Source organism: Gulosibacter massiliensis, from assembly GCF_900626105.1.
Lineage (GTDB): Bacteria > Actinomycetota > Actinomycetes > Actinomycetales > Microbacteriaceae > Gulosibacter > Gulosibacter sediminis.
Map to the genome: position 1 here is coordinate 934,970 of NZ_UYZX01000001.1, position 21,982 is coordinate 956,951.

A 21,982-nucleotide genomic window follows, 5' to 3' on the forward strand; every position below is an offset into this window, starting at 1 on the left:
CTCTATCTTAGGTTCTCGTTGTCGAGCAGCGCCGTGGCGATCGCGAACACGCCGCCGTCGGTCGTGCGGGCCATGAATCCAAGCCCGTCGCTCGTCGTCGCGCTCACCGAAATCGGTGCACCAAGCACCTCACTGAGGAACGCCGAGGCCTCCTCGGCGCGGCGGCCGAACCGGGGACGGCGGCAGATGACCTGCACGCTCGCGTTGCGGATGCGCCACCCGGCCGACTCGAGCAGCTCACGGGTCGCGCGCAGGAAGACCTCGCCGTGCGCGTTCGCGAAGCGCGGGTCGTCGGTGCCGAAGGTGCTGCCGATGTCGCCGAGGCGAGCAGCGCCGAGCAGTGCATCGACGAGCGCGTGACTCGCCGCGTCGCCGTCGCTGTGGCCGGAGAGGCCAGGCTCCCCCGGGAAATGCAGCCCGGCGAGCCAACATGGCGAATGGTCGTCGAAGGCATGAATGTCGGTGCCGACGCCAACGCGCAGTTCGACCGCGACACCCGCTCGGCGCGCGAGTTCGCGTTCGGCCCGCGCCAGGTCGTGCGGCGTCGTGATCTTGAAGGCGTCCTCGTGACCGGGAATGATCTCGACCCGGCCGCCCGCGGCGGCAAATGTTGCCGCGTCGTCGGTGTCGGCGACGCTCCCCCGCTCGTAGGCGCGACGCAGCGCATCCGCGGGAAAACCCTGCGGCGTCTGCATCGCGCGCAGCGGTGCGCGATCAACGGTCTCGAGCACGAGTCCGGCGCCATCGATGCGTTTGATCGTGTCGACGACCGGCAGGCCGGGCACGGCGCCGTGGCCGGTGGCCCGCACCGCACCAGCGACGCGCTCGTGCAGTTCGCCGGGCGTCAAGGCACGGGCCGCGTCGTGCACAAGAATGACGTCGCAGTCGTCAGGCAGCTGCGCGATGGCCGCCTGCACCGAGTCGTAGCGCGTCGCGCCACCTTCAACGACGGCGGCGCTGACGAGTCGGTCGCTGCCGATTCGCTCGGCGAGCCCCACGAGCAGCCCCTGGGCGTAACCACCGCGCTCGGCATCTGCCGGCGGGGTGGCAATCGCGACGGCCACGCGGCCGGGGAGCGCGTCGAGGGCGCGAACCGTGTGCGCGAGCATGGGCTCACCGGCGAGCTCCACGAAGGCCTTCGGCACCCCAAAACCAAGGCGGGTGCCACTGCCCGCCGCCACAATTACGACGCCGGTACAGGGCACCCCCAGGTGCATAGTTGTCACCGCGGAACTAGGCCGCGAGCACCTTGTCGAGGTGCTCGTTTGCGGCACCCTCGTCAATTTCTTCGGCGAGCGCGAGCTCGCTCACGAGCACCTGTCGCGCCTTCGCGAGCATGCGCTTCTCGCCGGCCGACAGGCCCTTGTCCTGGTCGCGGCGCCACAGGTCGCGCACGACCTCCGACACCTTGAGCACGTCACCCGACGCGAGCTTCTCCTGGTTCGACTTGTAGCGTCGCGACCAGTTCGTGGGCTCCTCGGTGATCGGCGCCTGGAGGACGTCGAAGACCTCCTGGAGGCCACGCTCATCGATAACGTCGCGCACGCCGACAAGTTCGGCGTTCTCAGCCGGCACCTCGATCGTCAGGTCGCCCTGCGAAACGTTGAGCTTCAGGTAGGTCCGCTCTTCACCCTTGATGATGCGAGTCTTGACTTCTTCGATCGTTGCCGCGCCGTGGTGCGGGTAAACGACGGTCTCGCCGACCTCAAGATTCATAGATGGGCCCCTTTCTCCAACGCCCCATTCTATCACGGAGGAGTGCTACTATTCCGCGCCGCCGCCGCGGTGCACGGTGTAGCCCCTACAATCCGCTAGGCTTGGCACAGCTTTATTGGGCGAACCGGGAACGGTTCGCAACCACACCGGGAGGCCCCTGCCGTGAAGATCCGTGCCGTTGCCGCATCCGCCCTGGCTCTTGCGCTTGCTGCAGGCCTGACCGGCTGCAACATGTTCAGCCCGCAGCGCACGACCATGGAGTACGCGGCGAGCGATGGCGTCAACATCGACCTCGGCGACGTGCACGCGCGCAACGTGCTGCTGCTCACCAACGACGCTGGCACTGAGGCGAACCTCGTCTTCACCGCAATCAATACCACCTCCGAAGACGCCCAGCTCACCCTCGACATCGAAGGCACGACGGTGAACGTCCCCCTCACCTACACCCCGGGCCAGCAGCTCACCGACGTCGGCTTCGGCGACCAGGGCCAGCAGCTCGTGCAGGGTGACTTCACCACCGGGACGACGGTCGAGGTGACCTTCCAGGCTTCCTACACCGACGCCGACGGCGCTCGCCAGACGGTCGAAGCAACTCACGCGGTGCCCGTGCTCGGCGACGACGACGCCGCTTCGGTCCACGAGGAATACCAGACGCTCCTGCCGCAGCAGTCGACCGGCGCCGAGAACGCACCGGTCGGCTAAGACCACGCAGCCAAAGAGGGAGGGCCCCAAACGATCGCTTGGGGCCCTCCCTCTTTGCGTGTGGCGCGCCTAGCCCTCGAAGCGGTAGCCGAGCCCTCGCACGGTAACGAGCAGCTTCGGCGACGACGGGGTCACCTCGATGCGCGAGCGGATGCGCTTGATGTGCACATCGAGCGTCTTCGTGTCGCCGTAGTAGTCGGGTCCCCACACGCGGTCGATGAGTTGACTGCGCGTGAGCACGCGCCCCGCGTTGCGCATGAGGTACTCGAGCAACTCGAACTCCTTGAGCGGCATCTGCGTCAGGTTGCCGCGCACGAGCACGGTGTGGCGATCGATGTCCATGCGGATGTCACCGACCTGGACGATGCTCTCGTCTTCGTCCTCCGAGTCGACCTCGCTGCGGCGCAGCACGGCGCGCACGCGGGCGAGCAGCTCGCGCGTCGAGTATGGCTTCGTGACGTAGTCGTCGGCACCGAGTTCGAGGCCGACGATGATGTCGACTTCGGAGTCCTTCGCCGTGAGCATGATGATCGGCACGGTCGAGGTGGCGCGGATGCGCTTGCACACCTCGGTCCCCTGCATCTCGGGCAGCATGAGGTCCAGCAGGATGAGGTCGGCCCCGTCGCGCTCAAACTGTTCGACCGCGTCGGTGCCGGTTTCGGCGATCGCGGTCTCGTAGCCCTCCCGCTTGAGGAGGAATGCGAGCGGTTCGTTCAGGGATGACTCGTCTTCGACGATCAGGATTCGTGTCACGTCTCCATTGTGCATACGGCGGGGAAACGTTTCGTGAACCTGCAGGCGTGCTGCATGTTCGGGTGTTAAGACGTGACCTTGTTGGGCAAGCGGATGCTCTCGGTCGTCTCGTCGCGGCCTGAGCGGCGCGCATCCGCCGCTTGCAGGCGCACCGTGAACGTCGAGCCCGAACCGAGCTTCGACCACACACGAATCTCACCGCCGTGGTTTTCGATGATGTGCCGCACGATGCTGAGACCGAGCCCGGTGCCGCCGGTGTTGCGTGAACGCGCGGCGTCGACGCGGTAGAACCGCTCGAAGATGCGTTTCTGGTCGTCCTCCGAGATGCCGATTCCACGGTCGGCCACCGAGACCTCGATGACGTCGCCGAGTCGGCGCGCGCCGATGCCGATATGCGAGCCGACCGGCGAGTACGTGATCGCATTCGTGATGAGGTTCTGGAAGCACATGAGCAACAGTCGCTCGTCGCCCCACACGACGAGCCCCTCGGTGATCTTCGCGTGCACCCGAATGTCTTTGCGCTCGGCGTTGACGCGCGCGAGCTCGATGGCCTGTTCGACGATGTCGGACACCTCGACGTCGTCGGCCTCTTCGAGCGTGTCCATCGCCTGCAGCCTCGAGAGGTCGATGAGTTCGCGTGTGAGGCGCGCGAGCCGTTCCGCTTCGAGCAGCATGCGGTCCGAGAAGTACTGCACCTGGTCGTGATCGTCGGCGGCCTCCTTCACCGCTTCAGCGAGGAGCGTGACCGCGCCGATCGGCGTCTTGAGTTCGTGTGACACGTTCGCGACGAAGTCGCGCCGCGTGGCCTCGACGCGCAGCGACTCGGTGATGTCGGTGGCGAGAATCAGCACATAGCGGGGCTCGAGCAGTGCCGCGCGGACGCGATAGGTCAGTTCGACCGAGCCGAACGGGCCGCGAGGCACCCGCACGACTTCTTCGACGGCGTTGCCGGTCTGCCAGGCCCGCGACGCGATGTCGTGAATGTCGGTCGTCAGCCGGCCAGGTCGCGAGACGAGGCCCGAAGTGTAGGCGTTGTCCGAGGCCCGAACGACGTTGTGCGAGGGGTCGGCGACGATCGCGGTCTGCGGCAGCGCCCGCAGCACCTCCTCAACACCTTGGGGCACGTGCGGGTTCCGCAGCGCGGCGACCTCAGCCCGATTTCGTCGCGCGAGAAAGACCACCGAGGTGCCGACGATGCCGATGACAACGCCCGTCAGGATCGCGAGGAAGAAAATCAAGCCGGGACTCACAACGCTTAAGCATAGGAGCCGTCGGTTGTCACTGCCCTGGGTTCGGCAATCACCGGTTTGGCGCGTACTGTTCACCGCCACGTCACCGGCAGCCACTAGCGTGGAGAACCAAACCCGAGTTCATCGGCCCTTCTTTTTGGCATAAGCCCACTAAGTTCCACTTCCATCGAAGGACAGATCATGCGTGAAATTTTCCAGCAGGAGCTCGCCCAGGTGCAGGGCGGCCTCGTCAACGTTGCCAACCACGTGCAGTCGGCCATGACTCGTGCCCTCGCCTCGTTCGCGCACTCCGACGTCGCCGTGGCTGACGAGGTCATCGGTGATGACCTCAAGATCGACGAGCAGACGGCTCAGCTTGACGACCTCACTCTCGAGATCCTGCTCATGCAAGCGCCGGTCGCGAACGACCTTCGCTTCATCGTCTCGACGATGCGCATGAGTGGGTCGCTCGAGCGCATGGGCGACCTCGCCGCGCACATCGCGCAGCTCGCCCGCATGCGCTACCCCGAGGAGTCGGGCGCCTCGCAGGTGCGTCAGCACCTCCTCGAAATGGGTGCGCTCGACGTTGCGCAGGCCGAGCGTCTCGTGCGACTCTTCGAGAGCGAAGAGCCCCGCCTCATCGACGAGATCGTTGCGGCTGACGACGAAATCGACGCGAGGCACAAGCAGGTGCTCGACACCCTCGGCGAGCTCGAGCAGGACGGCAATCAGGAGGCCTCGCCGACCCAGGTCGTCGACGCGACCCTCGCGAACCGCTACCTCGAGCGCTTCTCCGACCACGCCGTGTCGATTGCGAAGCGCATCCGCTACCAGCAGGAGGGCACCGAGCAGGAAGCCTAGTCCCGCTCGACACCGCAACGAAGAACGGCCCGTCTCCAAGCGGAGACGGGCCGTTCTCTACTGGCGATCGCTACTTCTGGGCGCCCTGGTTTGCGACGGCTGCGGCACCCGCGGCAGCTGCCTCTGGGTCGAGGTAGGAGGCCGGGGCGACGGGCTGCAGCGTCTCGGGGTCGAGCTGGTAGACGAGCGGAATGCCCGTGGGGATGTTCAGCCCGGCGATCTCGTCGTCCGAGATACCGTCGAGGTGCTTCACGAGCGCGCGCAGCGAGTTACCGTGCGCTGCGACGAGTACGGTCTTGCCAGCCTTGAGGTCGCCGGAGATGTCGGACTCCCAGAAGGGCAGGAGTCGCTCGAGCACGTCCTTGAGGCACTCGGTGCGCGGCGCGTCGTCGCCGAGGGAGGCGTAGCGGCGGTCGCCGATCTGCGAGAACTCGTTGTCGTCGGCGATGGCGGGCGGCGGCGTGTCATACGAGCGGCGCCAGGTCATGAACTGCTCCTCGCCGAACTCGTCACGCACCTGCGCCTTGTTCTTGCCCTGCAGCGCGCCGTAGTGACGTTCGTTGAGGCGCCAGTCGCGCTTCACCGGAATCCAGTTGAACCCGGCCTCCTTCAGCGCAATGTTCGCGGTCTCGATGGCGCGCGTAAGCAGTGAGGTGTAGAGGATGTCGGGTGCGAGCTCGGCGTCGCGGATCAGCTCGCCGGCGCGCTTGGCCTCCGCGCGACCCTGCTCCGTGAGGTCGACGTCGACCCAACCGGTGAAGAGATTCTTTTCGTTCCAGTCACTCTGACCGTGGCGGACGAGGATGAGCGTGAGCGGTGCGTTCATGACTTCAGCGTAGCGAGGTCACGTGTCCAATAACCATCCGCGATCCCGAGCAATCCGCGCGGCCTCGGCACGGTTGCCGGCGCCGGTCTTGCCGATGGCCGCCGAGAGGTGATTTCGCACGGTGCCTGCCGAAAGATGCACCCGCGCGGCAACCTCGCGCACGCTCGCCCCGTCGGCCGCGGCGGCGAGCACCTCGGCCTCACGCGGGCTGAACGGGCTCTCCCCCACACCCATCGACTCGGCCGCGAGCACGGGGTCGACGACGCGGCGCCCCGCGGCGACCTCGCGGATCGTCTTCGCGAGTTGCTCGGCCGGAGTGTCCTTCACAACGAAGCCCCGTGCCCCCGCGGCCATGGCGCGACGAAGGTAGCCCGGGCGGCCGAACGTCGTGACGATGAGGGCGCGGCACGCCGAGCCCGAGTTCGTGAGCTCGGCCGCGACGTCGATGCCGTTGCGTCCGGGCATCTCGATGTCGAGCAGGGCCACGTCGACGTCGTGCTCCTCCACGAGCTGCGCAACTTCGTCGCCTCGGCCGGTCTGCGCGACGATCTCGAGATCCTCCTCGAGCCCGAGCAGCGCCGCGAGGGCACCCCGAATCAGGTCCTGGTCGTCGGCAATAAGGATGCGGATGCTCATGACTCGTACTCCACGATGAGTTGGGTGCCGGGGCGCTCAAGCGCCGCGTTCGTGGGTCGCAGGCGCAGGGTGGCCCCAGCATCCTCGATGCGGCGACGCAGCCCGGTCAGCCCGTGGCCCTCCTCTGCGCAGATGCCGCGGCCGTCGTCGGCGACCTCGAGGCGGTCCGGCTCGAGGGTGATCGTCACGTTCGCGGCCTGCGCGTGGCGCACGACGTTCGTGGTGCCCTCTCGCAGGGCCCAGGCGAACAGGGCGCGGCGCGGCGCGGGCACCCGCTCGCTCGCGCCGCGCACCTCGACGTGAACCTCGGCGGCCTCGAGCACCTCGCGCGCCGCGGCGAGCTGCGACGCCAGGTCGGGCGTGCTCATGCGCCCCACGACACCACGCACCTCCTCGAGCGAACGCTGCGTGAGCTGCAAGAGCTCTTCGAGCTCGGCCTCGGCGCGGTCCGGTTCGGTGCGCAGAAAGCGACGCGCCACCTGTGCCTTGAGCGACACCGCCGTGAGCGAGTGGCCGAGCAGGTCGTGCACATCGCGCGAGATCTCCTCGCGTTCACGTGCCGTCGCGAGCTCGGTCGCGAGCGACTCCTCGCGCGCCGCGCGCTCGTTGAAGAAGCGGAAGAAGCAGATGAACAGGAGCGCCATGGTCGGGCCGATCCAGACGCTCGCCATGTCGGGGCCGAGGAAGAGCCAGATGAACCCCATCGACACGAACCACCACACCGCCGCCGCGAACATCGCGAGGCCCATCGGCAGTGCCCACATCCACAGCGCCGCGAGGAACGGCATCATCGCGGTCGCGTTGGGGCCAAGCGAGGGCACCGTGATCGCGATGCAGCCGAGCAGCAGCACCGTGCCGATGCTCGCCAAGCCGAGGTTGGGGCGAGCACCGGCAACGATCGACGGCATATCGCGGGCGATCATGCACCGGAAGACCACGATGTAGATCACCGCGAACGCGGCAATGGCGACGTAGGCCCCGACGTCCCACCACACGCCGGCGTCTGAATAGAGCGCAACGAACAGCACCGGGAGGAACAGGAAAACCAGCCACACCCCGGCGTAGAGATCTTCGTATCGCAGGATTCGCTTCACAGTGCCATCAGCCTAGAGGCTGGAGTCAGCGGCGGCTCGTGCCGCGGCGCGCCCCGAGTACGGCTAGCCCGGCGAAGATGACGCCCCACACCACGACGTTGGTGATCGGCTGCCAGAGCTCGTACTGCGTGAGGTTGTCGGCGCTGAGCACGGTGCCCTCCTGCAGCGGCCACAGGGCGAGCTGCATGACGCCCCAAACCGGGGTGAAGGGCGAGAGGTCGAAGAGGAAGCCCGACAGCGGCATGAAGGCGTTGCCGAGGAACATGAAGATCACGATCATGCCGCTCGCGGCGCCCACCGCCGTCTCGCTGCGGAACAGCGTGCCGATCGCGAGCCCGTAGAGCGAGAACACGACAGCCGGCACGAGCACAAGCACTCCACACGCGACCCAGATCCAACCGTCGAGGCGGGCCGTGGTCAGGGCACCGGCGAGGAAGATGACGCCGACCGGCAGCAGCGCGAGCACCATCGCCACGATCGTCTTCGAGACGAGGAAGTGCGTGCCGCGGAACGGGGTGATGCCGAGCTGGCGGCCCCAGCCCTGCTGCAGCTCAATCGCAGCCGAGCCGGCCAGCCCTGCGGTGGCGGTGATCGCACCGTACGACGCGAACGACACCATGATCGAGGCCGACACGTTGCCGTTGCCGTTCGGGAGTTCGGTCGTCGAATACTCCTGCATGGCGCCGAAGATGAGGAAGAGCATGAGCGGCAGGCCGACCATGAACACGAGGTTCGAGACCTGGCGGATCTGGCGCACGAGCTCGATGCGCACATAGGTGCCGATCATGTTGGTGCCAGAAACCTTGGTGGCGTTGCGGGGTGTGGATGCGGGTGCGGCGGCAGTTGCAGACATCTCTGGCTCCTACTTGGTCGTGGCTGGCGTGCGGTCGGTCGATGTGAGGGCGCTGAAGGCGTCGTCGAGGCTGGCCGCGACGATTTCGAGGTCGGATGCGGTGGTCTCGGTGAGGAGGTAGCGCGCGGTCGCGTCGGCGTCGCCCGACTCGAAGGTGACGCGCTCGCCAGTGCGGCGAAGGACCCGCTCGGCGCCCGCGACCCGCGCGAGCTCCTCGTCGCGCGCATCCGCCCACCTGGCCGACACGTGCTTGCGGCCCGCGAGGGCGCGGATTTCGGAGACGCTGCCGTCGGCGACGATCTCGCCGCCCGCCATCATGACGATGCGCTGGGCGAACTCGTCGGCCTCCTGCAGGTAGTGCGTCGCGAAGATGATCGTGCGGCCCTCGAGCGCCTCTTTGCGCATGGTGCCCCAGAACTCGCGGCGGGCGTTGACGTCCATGCCCGCGGTCGGCTCGTCGAGAATGAGCAGTTCGGGCTCCGAGAGCAGCGAGAGCGCGAAGCGCAGCCGCTGCTGCTCGCCGCCGGAGCACTTCGAGACCATGCGATTCGCGAGCCGTTCGAGGCCGGTGCGACGCATCACCTCGTCCACGTCGAGGTGGTGGCGGTACGTGCTCGCGATGAGCTTCACGGTCTCGCCGACCTTGAGGTCGCGCAGCAGGCCGCCGGTCTGCAGCACGGCCGAGATGCGGCCGCCTGCGACCGCGTGCTCGGCGGTGTCACCAAGCACACGCACCTCGCCCGAGGTGGGCGGGGTGAGGCCCAGCACCATGTCGAGCGTCGTGGTCTTGCCGGCGCCGTTCGCGCCGAGAAGCGCGACGATCTCGCCGCGTTGAATGGAGAGGTCGATGCCTCGGACGGCGCGGACCGTTTCGGTGCCTACACGGAAGGATTTCGTGACGCCCGTGAGTTGCAGTGCGGTGCCGGAGCTGCGTTCGGTGTTCATGCCACCAGCATGCGTCGCAGGCCAACGCCCAGGCTCGCTGAAGCGTCACGACTTCGCCGTGACATTCGTCACAGCGTGCGCGGGCTTGGTTAGCGGCCGCGGAAGGCGCTGAGGTCGACCGTGCTGCCGGCGCCCTGTGGCACGATCACTGTCTGTGCCGCCGCGATGCGCGCGTCGTCGCCGTCGGCCACCTCGAGCTGGGCGGCCACATCAGTGCCACGCTTCACGATCGCGAGCGCGATGGGACCGTCTTCGAAGTGGTTCGCACACGACGTCACGCGGCCGACGGGCTTGTCGTTGCCGGGCACGTACACGAGCGCGCCCGGCTGGGCGATGGTGCCGTCGAGGTCGAGCTGCACGAGACGCCGCGGCGGATGCCCGAGGTTGTGCACCTTCGCGACCGTCTCCTGCCCGCGGTAGCAGCCCTTCGTCAGGTGCACGGCGCTGCGCAGCAGGTCGAGCTCGTGCGGCAGCACGCGGTCGTCAAACTCGCGGCCCTCGCGCGGTCGCCACGCGGCGATGCGCAGGGCTTCAAGCGCGTCGACGCCCGCAACCTGTTCGGCCTGCGCGGCGGCGCGGTAGGCGTCGGCCTCGAGCAGGTGCAACTGCAGGGTGTAGGCGGTGCCGGGGTGGTTGCCGGTGGCGGCGTAGGTCACGCCACCGATCGCCCCCTGCGCCCAGGGATCGCGCCACACGAGGGTGGCGCCAAGGTCACGGTCGGCCAGGGTTCCGACGGGGAAGATGTCGTCGCTGCGGTCGAGCACCTCGACGCGCATCATGAACCGCATCTTCGTGAACCACGCCGCGAGGTCGGTGGCCGCGGCAGCCTCGGTGATGAGCCAGGCGCTGCTGCCGTCGTCGAGCATCCCAAACTCGTGCTCGATGCGACCCTGCACCGAGAGGAGCAGGTCGTCGGCACTCACGCCATCGGCGAGGTTGACGACGTCCTGGCTCGTGAGCGAGTTGATCCAGGTGAGTCGGTCGGCGCCGCGCACCTCGACGACGCCGAGGTGGCCGAGGTCGACGATGGCCTCGCCAGCCGCGAGCGCGCGCTGCTCGGGCAGCGGCTGGCCGTAGTGCGCCGCGACGCCCACGTCGGGGCCGGACTCGACGGCGACCGCGCCGGGGCGGTCGAGGAAGGGGGAAGTCACGATTCGTCCGATTCGTTCGAAACTCGGTTGAGCTGGCCGGATGCGTGGGTCGCGAGCTCCTGCCCGAGGGCCGCGATGTCCCATGCCCAGAACAGCATGTTGTTGACGAGCCCGTACATGCGCGTCGCGGACTCGTACGCGTGCGCGCCCTCGGCGAGCTGCACTGAGCTCGTCGCAAGGTCGATGCGCGGGCCGGCGATGGTGCCGGTGTAGATCTCGGTGAGGCCGGTCGGATGCGCCAGCGTCACCTCGAGGTCGAAGCCGCCCGTTGCGTTGCGCAGCGCCTCGACGTCATCAACACCCTGAACGGGTGCAACTCCGGAGGGCGGCAGAATGCCCGGACCGACGTCGCCGTCGGTGCGCGGGCGCGCGAGCCGCCAGTATCCGGACTCCGCGGTGAGCGGCGTCTCGTCGCCCGACTCGTCGTCAAGCAACCACAGCTGCGAGCGATACTCGAGGAACGGCAGCTCGCGGTGGGTGAATTCGAGTTGCTGGCGGAACGCGTGCTCGCGGAGCTGCCCGTCGACCGAGTATTCGATCATGCCGGTGCCCTCCCAGGTGCCAATCACCCAGGCCAGCGGAACCAGTTCGGGTTGCAGCCCGACCGGAATCTCGATCATGTGGTTTAGCTCTGGCCCTTGAAGAGGCGGCGGAGCACGACGACGCTGACGCCCAGGATGCCGATAACCGCAGCGCTGAGCAGACCCAGGAAGAGAATCTCGAAGAACATTTCCATGGCCCTAGCCTATCCGGTGTTTCGCCCGCCGCGCGACGATCGCGCGCCTGTGGATAAGTCGGATACGCGATTGCCAAAGTTTCGTACCCTCAGCGGGTTGCTTCATTTTGAGGAGGGCGGATGCGCACACCAGGTTCACGCAGCGAAGGCCGGCACGCCATCGCGTTGGTCGCGGCCGCAGCGCTGCTCGCGCTGAGCGGATGCGCCGGCAGCGGCGACGCGGCCCCGACCGGCTCCGCCTCGGCAACAACCTCGGGGGCTGACCCGACGCCCGCGCCTACCGAGCTCACCGAGTCGGAGGCCCTCGACATCGCGGTTGCGACCTACGAGGAGTTTCTTTCGGTTGAGGGTGCGGTGTTCGACAGCGGCGGCGAGTCGATCGATGAAATGAAGAATCTGGTCACAGACAACATGGCTGAGTACGTCGTCGGGCTCGAGGAGTCGGCCAGCCAAGATGATTACACCGCCGCTGGAACCATCAAGGTACGAGCTGCCGAATTGCAGTCACTTGACGACGACAGCATCCACTTTTATGCGTGCCTCGACTTTTCCGAGTCGAGCTTGACCGACAGCGCTGGACAGCCCGTCGGCGGTGATCGCGCGTCTGCGTTCGAAGCCAAAGAAGTCTACTTAGTCCGGAGCGGTGATTCGTTCCTAATCGACAAGGCTGCGCATTGGGACAACGACTCATTCTGCGCGTAGCACTACTATCGGTCGTCACAGTCTGGGCCGCGACTCTGCTGACGCCAGCCGGTGCGATGGCAAATGACTGCGCGAATGCAACCAGTTGGGACATGCAATGTAGTTCCGACGGGGCGTCGGTGGATGTTTCGATCGACTATTCGCAGGGCGGCGGGGGCTCGGGCGGGTCGGGAGGCGGCTCCGGTGGTGGCGGCTCTGGTGGCTCGGGTGGTGGCACGTCATACGTGCCGGACGGTCCGTGCGTGAACGGCACCGCCGAGGAGCGTTGCCTGGACGGCCTCGACTTCGGCGACCCTGCCCCGGTCGACACCAACACATCGGGCCCGGCGCCGCTGCCCGACGTCATCCAGGTCACCGATCTCGCGAACGTCGCTCCGTCGCAGGCACAGCTCTTCATGGAGCCGAATGGCTGGGCGATCCTCGGCCAGCCGGTGAACTTCTGGACCACCGCATCCACCCACTCGGTCGGCGCGACCGTGCTCGGGCACCAGGTCACTGTCACCTTCACGCCCGTCTCGACCACGTATGACTACGGCGACGGCACCTCGCAGACGCTCGAGACGCCCGGCTCGTCGTGGGCCGATCAGGGGCTCCCCGAACTCAGCGACACCCACACGAGCCACCGCTATAACAGCCAGGACGCCGTCACCGTCGTCGCAACGATCAACTATTCGGCCACGGTCACCGCCGACGGCCGCACGATCACGGTCAACGGAACTGTCCAGAACCTCACCGGCACGCTCGCATTCGACCTCTACGAGTCCGACACGTACCTCTCCGCGAACCCGTAACGGCGCACCACCCGGTCGGCGCAGGAAATGAGTGAACCGGGTGGCGGCGTTCCCCCTGAACACCACCACCCGGCGATTCCCTCCCCAGGGTCCCGGCAAGAAATACCGGGAGTGCCACGCAGAGCGCGGCACAAATTCAATCTAAGAGGAACACCGTCCAGACACCATCACCCGCTTCGCCTATCCTCATGTACAACTCACTGATGACTTCTGCGACGCAGGCCAAGTTGTCACCCGAGCACGTTCGTTTTCGTCGCCGAATCGGAGGCAGCATGCAGATCGGCACCCGCTGGTCGGTCGGTTCGCCCGCGCCGAGCAGCATCCCGGCCCCCGTGGCCGAGGCCTGCTCGAAGCTCGAGGCGGACGGCGACTTCGCCGGCGACTGGACCCTCACCTGGCTCGAGGGGCGCGCGATCGCGACCCACACATCCGGGCTCCGCGTGCTCGAACGCGAGGATGGCACCGCCGCCACACTCGCGGCCGGCGAGACCGAGCTCGACCTCGACGACGACGACTGGCTCGGTTAACCCAGACGGCGACACGTAGGGTGAGGCGCATGACTGCTGCGCTGTCGTCCGAGAATCCGTTCGCCGCCCCTTCCCCGCTCCCCTACGAACTTCCCGACTTTGAGCGCATTTTGCCCGAGCACTTCGCTCCGGCAATCGAGCAGGGTTTCCGCGACCGCGAGGCCGCGATCGACGCCATCGCGAGCAACCCCGAGCCCGCCACCTTCGCGAACACGCTCGAGGCGCTCGAGGCTTCGGGCCAACTACTCTGGCGCGTGGGTTCGGTGCTGTTCGCCCTCGCGTCGTCCGACGCCACACCCGAGATCGAGGCGCTCGAAGAGGAGTACGCCCCCAAGTTCGCCGCACACGAAGACCGAATTCACCTGAACAGCGCGCTCTCCGAGCGCGTGCGGTCAATCTACGAACAGCGCGACGCGCTTGGGCTGCGCGACGACCAGCTCAAGCTGGTCGAGGACTACGAGCTGCGATTCCGCCTCGCCGGCGCCACCCTCGGCGATGCCGACAAGGAGCGTCTCGCGGAGCTCAACCAGCGCGAGGCCCGCCTGCAGTCGCAGTTCGTGCGACAGCTGCTCGCCGACACGAACGAGCTCGCGGTCGTCGTCGACGACGAGTCCGAGCTCGACGGCCTCGACCCGGCCGACAAGGCCTCGGCGCTCGAGGCCGCGACCGCGGCCGGGCTCGAGGGCAAGTACCGCATCACGTTGACGCTGCCGGTCGGGCACGCTTGGCTCGCGAAGCTCACCAACCGGGCCCTTCGCGAGCGCATCTACCGTGCCTCGCGCAGCCGAGGTGCGCGCGACAACGGCAACAACAACTCGGCGATTGTGCGCGAGCTGCTGCAGCTACGGGCCGAGAAGGCGACCCTGCTCGGCTTCGACACCTACGCCGACCTCCGGCTCGCCGACTCGACCGCAGGGTCGAAGGATGCGGTGAACGAGCGCCTCGCGCGTCTCGGACGCGCTGTAGCCCCGAGCGTCGAGCGCGAGCAGGCGAAGCTCCAGGAACTCGCTGGCGACACCCCGATCGAGCCGTGGGACTGGGCGTTCTACGCCGAACAGGTGCGCGAGCGCGACTTTGACGTTGACGAGACCGCCCTGCGCCCGTACTTCGAGGCCGGTCGGGTGCTCGAGCAGGGGGTGTTCCGGGCCGCCAACCTGCTCTACGGCATCACGTTCAGTGAACGCGAGGACCTCGTGGCGCACCACCCCGACGCGCGCGTCTTCGAGGTGTTCGACCAAGATGGCAGCGGCCTCGGGCTCTACATCGTCGATCTCTACGCCCGCGACGTGAAGCGCGGCGGCGCCTGGATGTCGACCTACCTGCAGCAGAACGAGCTGTTCGGGCACAAGACCGTCGTGTTCAACATCCTCAACGTCACGAAGCCGCCGGCGGGTGCGCCGACGCTGCTCACCTTCGACGAGGTCGAAACGCTCTTCCACGAGTTCGGCCACGCGCTGCACGGGCTGCTCGCCCACACGGTATACCCGGCGCAGTCGGGCACCGAGGTGAAGCGCGACTTCGTCGAGTTCCCGAGCCAGGTCAATGAGTCGTGGCTGCTCCACCCCGAGATCCTGCCCGGGTACGCCCAGCATTACGAGACGGGCGAGGCGCTGCCGGAAGCGGTCGCGGCCAAGCTTCGGGCCGCCGCGACCTTCAACCAGGGTTTCCTCACCGCCGAGAACGTGGCCGCGAGCACCCTCGACCAGGCGCTCCACCAGCTCTCGCCCGACGAGGCCGCGAATGTCAGCGACCTGGCCGAGTTCGAGCAGCGCGTGCTCGCCGACGCGGGGCTCGACTTCACCGCGGTACCCCCTCGATACTCGATCACATACTTCCAGCACATCTTCGGCGGCGGCTACGCGGCCTCGTACTACGGCTACCTCTGGTCGGAGGTGTTCGACGCGGCCTCGGTCGACGTGTTCGAACGCTCCGACGACCTGGCGGCCACCGGTCGCCGTTTCCGCGAGGCCGTTTTGCAACCGGGTGGTTCGCGCGACGAACTCACGATGGTGCGTGACTTCCTCGGCGAGGAGCCGAGCATCGCACCGCTGCTGCGTCGCCGGGCGCTGCTCGAGGGTGAGGACGTCTAGTCCCAGACATCGCGGGTGAGCCGAAGCGCAACATCGATCGCGGTCTCGTGGTCGTAGTCGAGGTGCTAGAACGCTTGCCCCAACGGGAATGCCGACGTACGGCTCGTTCGCAACTGCTGGGTCGATATCGGCGCCCGTGCCGCCCGCGTTGCTCGAGGTCGCGCATCCGGTCGTGATGAGCAGGCGTGCGGACGCCGCTACGGCGTTCCTTCAGCGTTGCCTGTCGCCTCGCATTGCAGTTCTGCTGACTGCTAGCCCTGCGAGTCGCAGGTCAATCGGATCTCGTAGTTAAGCGGAGTCGCGTAGTCGAAGTCGGAGTACTGGAAGGCCTGACCCGAGACACGCACGCCATTGCCTTCGAACACGACCTTCCCCGGGTCGACATTGGAGGGCATATTCGACTTCTCGGCTGACGAATACCAGAGGAAATTGTCGTACGACGTACTGCTCGGGGTGGCCTGCAGCTGCTGAACCGTGCCGTCGGTGTCGATACCAATGGCAATGTATGGTTCCTCAGCTGAGTTCACGTTGCCGTAGGCGTAGACCGCGTAGTACTCGTTCGGCTGGCAGTCGACATCCCAGTCCATCCCGCTCAGGTCGGGCCCACCGTCCCAGGTCACAACCTCGCCCCACGCCGAGGTGAAGTCGACACCGACCTGGTACCAGTTGCCGTCGGCAGGGTCGATGTCGGCCTTCGCGCTGCGCTGTGGCGCGCAGCCGGCGGTCAACAGCATGACCGCACTGACCGCCGCGACCGTGCCTACCCCATTGCCAAGCTTGCCTCGCATGCCGCACCCCCGTCTTCGCTAGTCCGTGGTGTCGCAGGTGAGCGTGACGTCGTAGCTGACGGGCGTGGCGTAGTCGAAATCGTCGTACTCGTACGTCTGGCCGGTGATCGTCACCTTGCCATCCTTGAAGTCGGGCCCCGACGTTTCGAGGGCAGTCGATTCACCCTCGTGCTCGTTGACCCAGTACCAGTACCGCACTGTCGAGGTACCGTCGTCAGGCGCGTACTCGAAGCGCTCGAACTTCCCCTCGCCATCGACGAGCACGAAGATGTACCCGCCGACGTCGTTCGACGCGGTAACGCGGTAGGTGCCGGTCGCGTCGGGCGAGCAGGTGACCTGCCACGAGGTGCCCGTCACGTCTTCGCCGTCAAGCTTGATGCTGTCAGCGCCGTCGCTATCGCCACTTCCGCCGCCCGAGGTGCTGCTCGGCGTCGGATCGGGCTCGGTCGTCGGCGTCGGCGTCGGCGTCGGCGTCGGGTCGGGCTCGTCATTACCGGGCAGCGCAAACGGGAGGTTACTTCCGTCGGACTCCGGGCGTTCGGGCTCGGGATCGCTGCCACCAGGCTGCGAGCACGCCATCAGTGCCATGAGGGCCGCCGAAATCGCGCCGACGGACGTCAGCGCGCGTCGCGTTCGTGAAGTCACTGGCCCTCCCAAGTACCTCGTTGTGTCGACTAGAGCTTCGAGTCGCAGGTGAGCTTGATCTCGAACTGCGCGAGGTTCGAGGTGTCGTAGTCGAGGAACGCCTCGCCGCTCACCTCAAAGTCCATGCCCTCGAATGACACCTTGGGCGGGTCGCTCTCAGACAGATCGCTCGAGTAATAGAGCGAGGGACCTTCCACCGGCATCACCATGACGTAATCGACATTGCCGTCGCTGTCGAGCGAAACGCTGACGCTGTTGTAGTCGGCGGAGTAGTCATCGCCCTCGATGTCGCTCGCCATGAGGTAGTCATCCATGCACGTGACCGTCCAGTTCGAGTCCGACAGGTCGACGTCGCCGTACTTCACGACCGAGGTGCCGTCGCCACCGCCAGAGCCACCCGAACTGCCCGAATCGCTGCCCGAGCCAGAGTCGCTACTCGAGCCCGAGTCGCTGCCGGTGGTCTCGGTGGGCCCGGTGTCGGGCGTCGTGCTGCCGCCGCCGCTTGCCGTCAGATTGAAGGGCATGTTGCTGCCGTCCGACTCCGGTCGGTTCGCGTCGGCCTCGGGCGAATCGGTGTTCGAGGTCGAGCAGCCGACGAGCAGCGTCATCGCGGCCAGCGCGGCGATGGCACCGCTCGCGTGTCGCAGGTTCGCTCGCATTGCGTGCACCTCTCCTAGGAATCTCTTCAGGTTACTTGTTGGTTAGAACGACGAGTCACACACGAGCGTGATCTCGAAGTCCTCGTACTCCGTGAACTCGTAGTCGACCGTACCGGTTCCGCTCGCCTGCATTTCAACGCCCGGAGTGTAGCTCGCGGTGGCGGCAAGCTCCGGGTAACCGGTGACGCCGTCCGAGTAGTAGAGCGAGTAGTTGGTGTCGGAGTCGATCATGACGTAATCGACCGAGCCGTCGGCGTTGAGCGAGACCGAGACGCTGTGGTAGTCGTCGCCATCCTGCCCATCAAAGACGTAGCCATTGGCGTAGTCGTCGGTGCACGAGACGTCCCAGTCCTTGTCAGAGAGGTCGACGTCGCCGTACTTGACGACGTTGCCGCTGCTCGAACCGCCCGAACCACCGGAGTTGCCCGAGCCGCCAGTGTCGGTCGTGGCCTCCGGGGCGTCCTGAGTTGCGTCGGGACCGTCCAACGTGGGCGGCGGTTCGATGGGCGACGGGGTGCCCTCCGGTTCGGTCGTGGCCGAATCCTCACCCCAGGAAAACGGTGGGGCGGGGCGCGTCGAGCCCGCCTCATTACTGCTCGACGAATCGTTGTCGCCCGCTTCGGGAGAACTGGAAGGCGCGCAGGCCGTGAGGCCGAGAACGGCCATCGGGATCATCGCGGCAGCGAACAAACTTTGCAGAAGTCGGTCGTTCCGAGGCACGATGACGTCCTTTCAGGGGGTAACTCGTGGCAGTGATTGCCACGAAAGCCAAGTTACCGACTCGTCGTTCTTGTGTCGTCGGCCTGTGGGCGGAGGCGACCGCCAACCATCGGCGTCGGCAGCTATGCCGATGCGCAGGTTACCGAAAACGAATAGATCGTATCGGCATTCGTGCCGGCGGCGTCGGGGCCGAACTCGAGACCACGCCCGGTCGACGACAGCGTCGATGATTCGACGTCGAGCGAGCCACTGCCCTCACCTGCGCCGGGGTTCACCGTGAGGCCGGTGTTCGTGTGCGAGCTGCCGCCGGCTTCGCCCGACGACAGCATGAGCGAACTCAGCGAGGTGGGCGACGAACCGAGCAACACCAGCGTGAGGTGCAGGTCGCCGTCGGTTGCCGACGCGATGATCGTCGGGTTCGCGTCGAGGCCAGAGCAGGAGACACGCCAATCGAGGTCGCTGTAGTCTTCGTCGCCCACCTCGAGAGTGGTGAGTTCGGATGCGCGCGGTCCGTCGTCGGCCGACTGCGTCGGCACGACTACCTCGGAGCCGTCGGTTGGCGCGGGCGCGGCCTCACCACCAAACTCGCTCGTGTTCATCGGCGGCTCGGTGTTCGGCTCGTCGCGCGTCTGAGCCGACGGCGACGCCGAGCTACTCGAGGTGCCGCCTGTCTCGGTGCAGCCAACGAGCAGCGGGCCCACGGCACACAGCGCCGCCGCCCCCAGCAGGGCGGTGGCTACGGAACGCTGGCGAAGCGGCATGAGTGGAGCTCCAGGCGGATTGCCGAACAGGTGCGACAAATTCTACCTGGCCGCTCTGTCGCTGCGCGCGCCCCGCGTCGTGCCGGCTACGCCGACTTCTCGTTCGGAACGGCCTTTGGCGGCTTCGGCACGATGGTCGGCGCCGCGTTCTTGCGCACGACATCGGCCGCGATCTCGACAGCGCCGACGTCTTCACGCGAAGGAATATCGAACATGATCGGCCCGAGCACCTCTTCGAGGATCGCGCGCAGGCCGCGCGCGCCGGTCTTACGCTCGACCGCGAGCGTCGCGATCTCGCTCAGCGCCTCTTCGGTGAACTCAAGCTCGACGTCGTCGATCTCGAACATGCGCTTGTACTGGCGCACGAGCGCGTTGCGGGGCTCGGTGAGGATGCGCACGAGCGCGTCCTCGTCGAGCGGTTCGACGGTCGTGAGCACCGGGAGTCGGCCGATGAACTCGGGGATGAGCCCGAACTTGTGGAGATCTTCCGGTTGCACGTCAGAGAAGACGTCCTCGGTGATGTGCGGCGTGTGCAGGGGCGAGCCGAAGCCGATGCCCTTCTTACCAGCGCGCGACGAGATGATGTCTTCAAGCCCAGCGAACGCGCCGGCACAGATGAACAGCACGTTCGTGGTGTCGAGCTCGATGAACTCTTGCTGCGGGTGCTTGCGGCCTCCCTGCGGTGGCACCGAGGCGGTCGTGCCCTCGAGAATCTTGAGCAGGGCCTGCTGCACGCCCTCGCCCGAAACGTCGCGCGTGATCGAAGGATTCTCGGCTTTGCGTGCAATCTTGTCGATCTCGTCGATGTAGACGATGCCGGTCTCGGCACGCTTCACGTCGTAGTCGGCCGCCTGCAGCAGCTTGAGCAGGATGTTCTCGACGTCCTCGCCCACGTAGCCGGCCTCGGTCAGCGAGGTCGCGTCGGCGACCGCGAACGGCACGTTGAGGCGGCGCGCGAGCGACTGCGCCAGATAGGTCTTACCGGTGCCCGTGGGGCCGATGAGCAAAATGTTCGACTTCGCGATCTCGACGTGCTCCTCGGACTGCTGCTCGTCGACCGCAGCGATCTCGCTGCGCGAACGGATGCGCTTGTAGTGGTTGTAGACCGCCACCGACAAGGCGCGCTTCGCGGCTTCCTGACCAACGACGTACTGCTGCAGGAACTCGAAGATGTCGCGCGGCTTCGGCAGCTCGAGCTCCGAGACCTCCTCGCCAACTTCTTCGCTCATCCGCTCGCGGATGATCTCGTTGCACAGTTCAACGCATTCGTCGCAGATATAGACGCCAGGGCCAGCAATGAGCTGCTTGACCTGCTTCTGGCTTTTTCCGCAGAACGAACACTTGAGCAGGTCGCTGCTCTCACCGATTCGTGCCATGAGTTCCTCCCAACGCGGTGCGACCCAGCCTAACGCGACCACCCGACAATGCCGAGAGCGACGCACGCCAGGTTACGTTCGCCTACCGCGAGCAAACTGCGCCGAAGCACCTGGACGTACGTGGATGGGTCGAGGCCGAGCCTGCGCCCAAGATCGCGGTGCCCGCCCACTGCAAGCCAGCGATGCCGAGCAGCATGCTGCTTTGGATGCTCGTTCCCTGCGATGTTCCACCCTGTCCGGTGCCGGTGGTACGGGCCACGGTGACCGCCCGACGTAAGCCAATACGAGAGCTGCCCCGTCTAATTCGGGAAGTCGACGAAGTCGCTCGGGAACGAGCCCCAGTACGCCTGGTTGACAGAGCTCTTGGCCGCCGACTGCGTCGCCATCGCGCGAAGCGGAGTGGCGCCCGCACGTGTTACCGAGCGTGACGCATCGTGACGTCGGGCGCTCGCCGGGTGCGAATTCCGGCGGCCGCCCGGCGCATACTGGCCCTAGTTCCGGCCGCTGCACACCCACCCGCGGCCGACGAGGCAGGAGCACGACGATGACGCAGACCACGCCGACGGCACCGAGCGACGAGACGGCCTTCGCGAACGACTGGCGCGAGTGGCGCGCGAGCCGCGAGCAGCACCTGCGCGACCCGAAGGGCTTCCTCGCAATCACGAGCCTGCTCTGGCTCGGCGAGGACCCCATCTCGGCGTCGGATGCGCCCGGCGCCTGGACCTCAATCGACGACGTCGTGCGGGTCTCCCTCGCCGAGGGCGAGTGGCTCGACCTCGACGGCGAGCGGATCACCGGTGAGTACGAGTTCGCCCCGATTCCCGAGCGCCGCGGCGTGCTCGTGCGCTTCGATGGCGGCTGGATCGAGGTCGCCAAGCGTGGCGGCTTCGACATCATCCGCCCACGCCGCGACGACGCGAGCTTCCTCGACACCTACACCCAGACCCCGGCCTTCGAGCCCGACGCGCAATGGCGCCTCGACGCGACCTTCCTGCCATTCGACGAGCCCCGGCCCGTCACGGTGGACGGTGCCGTCGATACGATTCAGCACGTCTACGACTCCCCCGGAGAGCTCGAGTTCACCGTCGATGGCGAGACGCACCGCCTGCTCGCGTTCCCGGGCCGCGACGACGGCTTGCTCGTGCTGTTCAAGGATGCGACGAGCGGCGTGACCACCTACGGTGCGCTGCGCGCGCTCGCAGTGGGCGCACCCGACGCCGACGGCCACACCCAGCTCGACTTCAACCGCGCAAGCAACCTGCCCTGCGCCTACACCGACCTGGCGACCTGCCCACTGCCGCCCGCCGAGAACCGCCTCGACTTTGCGGTCGAGGCCGGCGAGCGGACACCGCTCGAGCGCAACCACGCCGCACCGACTGAGATCGGCCTCGAACTCGTCAACGCCGCTCCCGCCGCCTAGC

At 66.9% G+C, this 21,982-nt stretch carries 24 protein-coding genes; 7 read left to right on the top strand and 17 right to left on the bottom strand.

Annotated elements, in window-relative coordinates:
• Positions 1-2: 2 nt before the first annotated feature.
• Both ispD and EJL01_RS04535 read right to left on the bottom strand, forming a co-directional pair.
• Positions 3-1,217, bottom strand: coding sequence for a 2-C-methyl-D-erythritol 4-phosphate cytidylyltransferase (gene ispD / locus EJL01_RS04530; protein WP_125107403.1), 1,215 nt, complete (start codon positions 1,215-1,217; stop codon positions 3-5).
• A 16-nt stretch (positions 1,218-1,233) separates the two neighbouring features.
• Positions 1,234-1,716 carry a CarD family transcriptional regulator gene (locus EJL01_RS04535; protein ID WP_125106441.1) on the bottom strand — a complete coding sequence of 161 codons (483 nt, stop codon included), beginning with the start codon at positions 1,714-1,716 and terminating at the stop codon, positions 1,234-1,236.
• Positions 1,717-1,878: 162 nt separating this feature from the next.
• Between EJL01_RS04535 and EJL01_RS04540 the strand changes: the two genes are divergently transcribed.
• A complete protein-coding gene (locus EJL01_RS04540; RefSeq protein ID WP_125106442.1) occupies positions 1,879-2,418 on the top strand; it encodes a hypothetical protein in 540 nt (179 codons plus the stop codon).
• Positions 2,419-2,487: 69 nt separating this feature from the next.
• Here the strand turns inward: EJL01_RS04540 and EJL01_RS04545 are convergent, their stop codons facing one another.
• A complete protein-coding gene (locus tag EJL01_RS04545) occupies positions 2,488-3,171 on the bottom strand; it encodes a response regulator transcription factor (protein ID WP_125106443.1) in 684 nt (227 codons plus the stop codon).
• A gap of 65 nt (positions 3,172-3,236) precedes the next feature.
• Entirely contained in the window at positions 3,237-4,421 is a 1,185-nt protein-coding gene (locus EJL01_RS04550) for a sensor histidine kinase (protein ID WP_241209101.1), read from the bottom strand.
• Between the two features lie 180 nt (positions 4,422-4,601).
• On the opposite strand from EJL01_RS04550, the gene phoU reads away from it, so the two are divergent.
• The gene (gene phoU, locus EJL01_RS04555; RefSeq protein ID WP_125106444.1) at positions 4,602-5,261 is read left to right on the top strand and encodes a phosphate signaling complex protein PhoU; all 660 of its coding nucleotides are present in this window, start codon (positions 4,602-4,604) and stop codon (positions 5,259-5,261) included.
• 70 nt (positions 5,262-5,331) lie between these two features.
• On the opposite strand, the gene EJL01_RS04560 is transcribed toward phoU, so the two are convergent.
• From EJL01_RS04560 to EJL01_RS04590, 7 genes are all read right to left on the bottom strand, one after another.
• Entirely contained in the window at positions 5,332-6,087 is a 756-nt protein-coding gene (locus EJL01_RS04560) for a phosphoglyceromutase (protein ID WP_125106445.1), read from the bottom strand.
• An 18-nt stretch (positions 6,088-6,105) separates the two neighbouring features.
• Positions 6,106-6,723, bottom strand: a complete 618-nt coding sequence (locus EJL01_RS04565; RefSeq protein WP_125106446.1) for a response regulator transcription factor — start codon at positions 6,721-6,723, stop codon at positions 6,106-6,108.
• On the bottom strand, positions 6,720-7,817 hold the full coding sequence (locus EJL01_RS04570) for a sensor histidine kinase (RefSeq protein ID WP_125106447.1): 1,098 nt from the start codon (positions 7,815-7,817) through the stop codon (positions 6,720-6,722). The genes EJL01_RS04565 and EJL01_RS04570 overlap by 4 nt, the downstream gene beginning before the upstream one ends.
• A 25-nt stretch (positions 7,818-7,842) precedes the next feature.
• Entirely contained in the window at positions 7,843-8,670 is an 828-nt protein-coding gene (locus EJL01_RS04575) for an ABC transporter permease (RefSeq protein WP_241209102.1), read from the bottom strand.
• A 9-nt stretch (positions 8,671-8,679) separates the two neighbouring features.
• Entirely contained in the window at positions 8,680-9,615 is a 936-nt protein-coding gene (locus EJL01_RS04580; protein WP_125106448.1) for an ABC transporter ATP-binding protein, read from the bottom strand.
• Positions 9,616-9,704: 89 nt separating this feature from the next.
• Positions 9,705-10,766 (bottom strand): CAF17-like 4Fe-4S cluster assembly/insertion protein YgfZ, encoded by a 1,062-nt coding sequence (locus EJL01_RS04585; protein ID WP_241209103.1) that lies wholly within the window; start codon positions 10,764-10,766, stop codon positions 9,705-9,707.
• Positions 10,763-11,386 carry a heme-binding beta-barrel domain-containing protein gene (locus tag EJL01_RS04590; RefSeq protein WP_125106450.1) on the bottom strand — a complete coding sequence of 208 codons (624 nt, stop codon included), beginning with the start codon at positions 11,384-11,386 and terminating at the stop codon, positions 10,763-10,765. The genes EJL01_RS04585 and EJL01_RS04590 overlap by 4 nt, the downstream gene beginning before the upstream one ends.
• A 236-nt stretch (positions 11,387-11,622) precedes the next feature.
• Between EJL01_RS04590 and EJL01_RS04595 the strand changes: the two genes are divergently transcribed.
• From EJL01_RS04595 to EJL01_RS04610, 4 genes are all read left to right on the top strand, one after another.
• Positions 11,623-12,204, top strand: a complete 582-nt coding sequence (locus EJL01_RS04595) for a hypothetical protein (protein ID WP_125106451.1) — start codon at positions 11,623-11,625, stop codon at positions 12,202-12,204.
• 119 nt (positions 12,205-12,323) lie between these two features.
• Entirely contained in the window at positions 12,324-12,995 is a 672-nt protein-coding gene (locus EJL01_RS04600) for a hypothetical protein (protein ID WP_164509717.1), read from the top strand.
• A 272-nt stretch (positions 12,996-13,267) separates the two neighbouring features.
• On the top strand, positions 13,268-13,522 hold the full coding sequence (locus EJL01_RS04605) for a hypothetical protein (RefSeq protein WP_125106453.1): 255 nt from the start codon (positions 13,268-13,270) through the stop codon (positions 13,520-13,522).
• Between the two features lie 29 nt (positions 13,523-13,551).
• On the top strand, positions 13,552-15,612 hold the full coding sequence (locus EJL01_RS04610) for a M3 family metallopeptidase (protein ID WP_125106454.1): 2,061 nt from the start codon (positions 13,552-13,554) through the stop codon (positions 15,610-15,612).
• A gap of 251 nt (positions 15,613-15,863) precedes the next feature.
• Here the strand turns inward: EJL01_RS04610 and EJL01_RS04615 are convergent, their stop codons facing one another.
• The 6 genes from EJL01_RS04615 to clpX form a co-directional block, all read right to left on the bottom strand.
• The gene (locus EJL01_RS04615; RefSeq protein ID WP_125106455.1) at positions 15,864-16,400 is read right to left on the bottom strand and encodes a hypothetical protein; all 537 of its coding nucleotides are present in this window, start codon (positions 16,398-16,400) and stop codon (positions 15,864-15,866) included.
• Positions 16,401-16,418: 18 nt separating this feature from the next.
• Positions 16,419-17,045: a hypothetical protein gene (locus EJL01_RS04620; RefSeq protein ID WP_125106456.1), complete on the bottom strand. Its 627-nt coding sequence runs from the start codon at positions 17,043-17,045 to the stop codon at positions 16,419-16,421.
• A gap of 29 nt (positions 17,046-17,074) precedes the next feature.
• A complete protein-coding gene (locus EJL01_RS04625; protein ID WP_125106457.1) occupies positions 17,075-17,704 on the bottom strand; it encodes a hypothetical protein in 630 nt (209 codons plus the stop codon).
• Positions 17,705-17,746: 42 nt separating this feature from the next.
• Positions 17,747-18,370 carry a hypothetical protein gene (locus tag EJL01_RS04630; protein WP_164509718.1) on the bottom strand — a complete coding sequence of 208 codons (624 nt, stop codon included), beginning with the start codon at positions 18,368-18,370 and terminating at the stop codon, positions 17,747-17,749.
• Between the two features lie 176 nt (positions 18,371-18,546).
• On the bottom strand, positions 18,547-19,185 hold the full coding sequence (locus EJL01_RS04635; RefSeq protein WP_125106459.1) for a hypothetical protein: 639 nt from the start codon (positions 19,183-19,185) through the stop codon (positions 18,547-18,549).
• A gap of 86 nt (positions 19,186-19,271) precedes the next feature.
• A complete protein-coding gene (clpX, locus tag EJL01_RS04640; protein ID WP_125106460.1) occupies positions 19,272-20,561 on the bottom strand; it encodes an ATP-dependent Clp protease ATP-binding subunit ClpX in 1,290 nt (429 codons plus the stop codon).
• A 544-nt stretch (positions 20,562-21,105) separates the two neighbouring features.
• On the opposite strand from clpX, the gene EJL01_RS04645 reads away from it, so the two are divergent.
• A complete protein-coding gene (locus tag EJL01_RS04645) occupies positions 21,106-21,981 on the top strand; it encodes a DUF1684 domain-containing protein (protein WP_125106461.1) in 876 nt (291 codons plus the stop codon).
• Position 21,982 lies beyond the last annotated feature (1 nt).

What these genes read in the sequence shown, in the direction of transcription:
- ispD (WP_125107403.1), bottom strand. Translation starts at nt 1,217, where the DNA reads ATGCACCTGGGGGTGCCCTGTACCGGCGTCGTAATTGTGGCGGCGGGC.
- EJL01_RS04535 (WP_125106441.1), bottom strand. Translation starts at nt 1,716, where the DNA reads ATGAATCTTGAGGTCGGCGAGACCGTCGTTTACCCGCACCACGGCGCG.
- phoU (WP_125106444.1), top strand. Translation starts at nt 4,602, where the DNA reads ATGCGTGAAATTTTCCAGCAGGAGCTCGCCCAGGTGCAGGGCGGCCTC.
- EJL01_RS04560 (WP_125106445.1), bottom strand. Translation starts at nt 6,087, where the DNA reads ATGAACGCACCGCTCACGCTCATCCTCGTCCGCCACGGTCAGAGTGAC.
- EJL01_RS04565 (WP_125106446.1), bottom strand. Translation starts at nt 6,723, where the DNA reads ATGAGCATCCGCATCCTTATTGCCGACGACCAGGACCTGATTCGGGGT.
- EJL01_RS04575 (WP_241209102.1), bottom strand. Translation starts at nt 8,670, where the DNA reads ATGTCTGCAACTGCCGCCGCACCCGCATCCACACCCCGCAACGCCACC.
- EJL01_RS04580 (WP_125106448.1), bottom strand. Translation starts at nt 9,615, where the DNA reads ATGAACACCGAACGCAGCTCCGGCACCGCACTGCAACTCACGGGCGTC.
- EJL01_RS04590 (WP_125106450.1), bottom strand. Translation starts at nt 11,386, where the DNA reads ATGATCGAGATTCCGGTCGGGCTGCAACCCGAACTGGTTCCGCTGGCC.
- EJL01_RS04595 (WP_125106451.1), top strand. Translation starts at nt 11,623, where the DNA reads ATGCGCACACCAGGTTCACGCAGCGAAGGCCGGCACGCCATCGCGTTG.
- EJL01_RS04605 (WP_125106453.1), top strand. Translation starts at nt 13,268, where the DNA reads ATGCAGATCGGCACCCGCTGGTCGGTCGGTTCGCCCGCGCCGAGCAGC.
- EJL01_RS04610 (WP_125106454.1), top strand. Translation starts at nt 13,552, where the DNA reads ATGACTGCTGCGCTGTCGTCCGAGAATCCGTTCGCCGCCCCTTCCCCG.
- EJL01_RS04615 (WP_125106455.1), bottom strand. Translation starts at nt 16,400, where the DNA reads ATGCGAGGCAAGCTTGGCAATGGGGTAGGCACGGTCGCGGCGGTCAGT.
- EJL01_RS04625 (WP_125106457.1), bottom strand. Translation starts at nt 17,704, where the DNA reads ATGCGAGCGAACCTGCGACACGCGAGCGGTGCCATCGCCGCGCTGGCC.
- EJL01_RS04630 (WP_164509718.1), bottom strand. Translation starts at nt 18,370, where the DNA reads ATGGCCGTTCTCGGCCTCACGGCCTGCGCGCCTTCCAGTTCTCCCGAA.
- EJL01_RS04635 (WP_125106459.1), bottom strand. Translation starts at nt 19,185, where the DNA reads ATGCCGCTTCGCCAGCGTTCCGTAGCCACCGCCCTGCTGGGGGCGGCG.
- clpX (WP_125106460.1), bottom strand. Translation starts at nt 20,561, where the DNA reads ATGGCACGAATCGGTGAGAGCAGCGACCTGCTCAAGTGTTCGTTCTGC.
- EJL01_RS04645 (WP_125106461.1), top strand. Translation starts at nt 21,106, where the DNA reads ATGACGCAGACCACGCCGACGGCACCGAGCGACGAGACGGCCTTCGCG.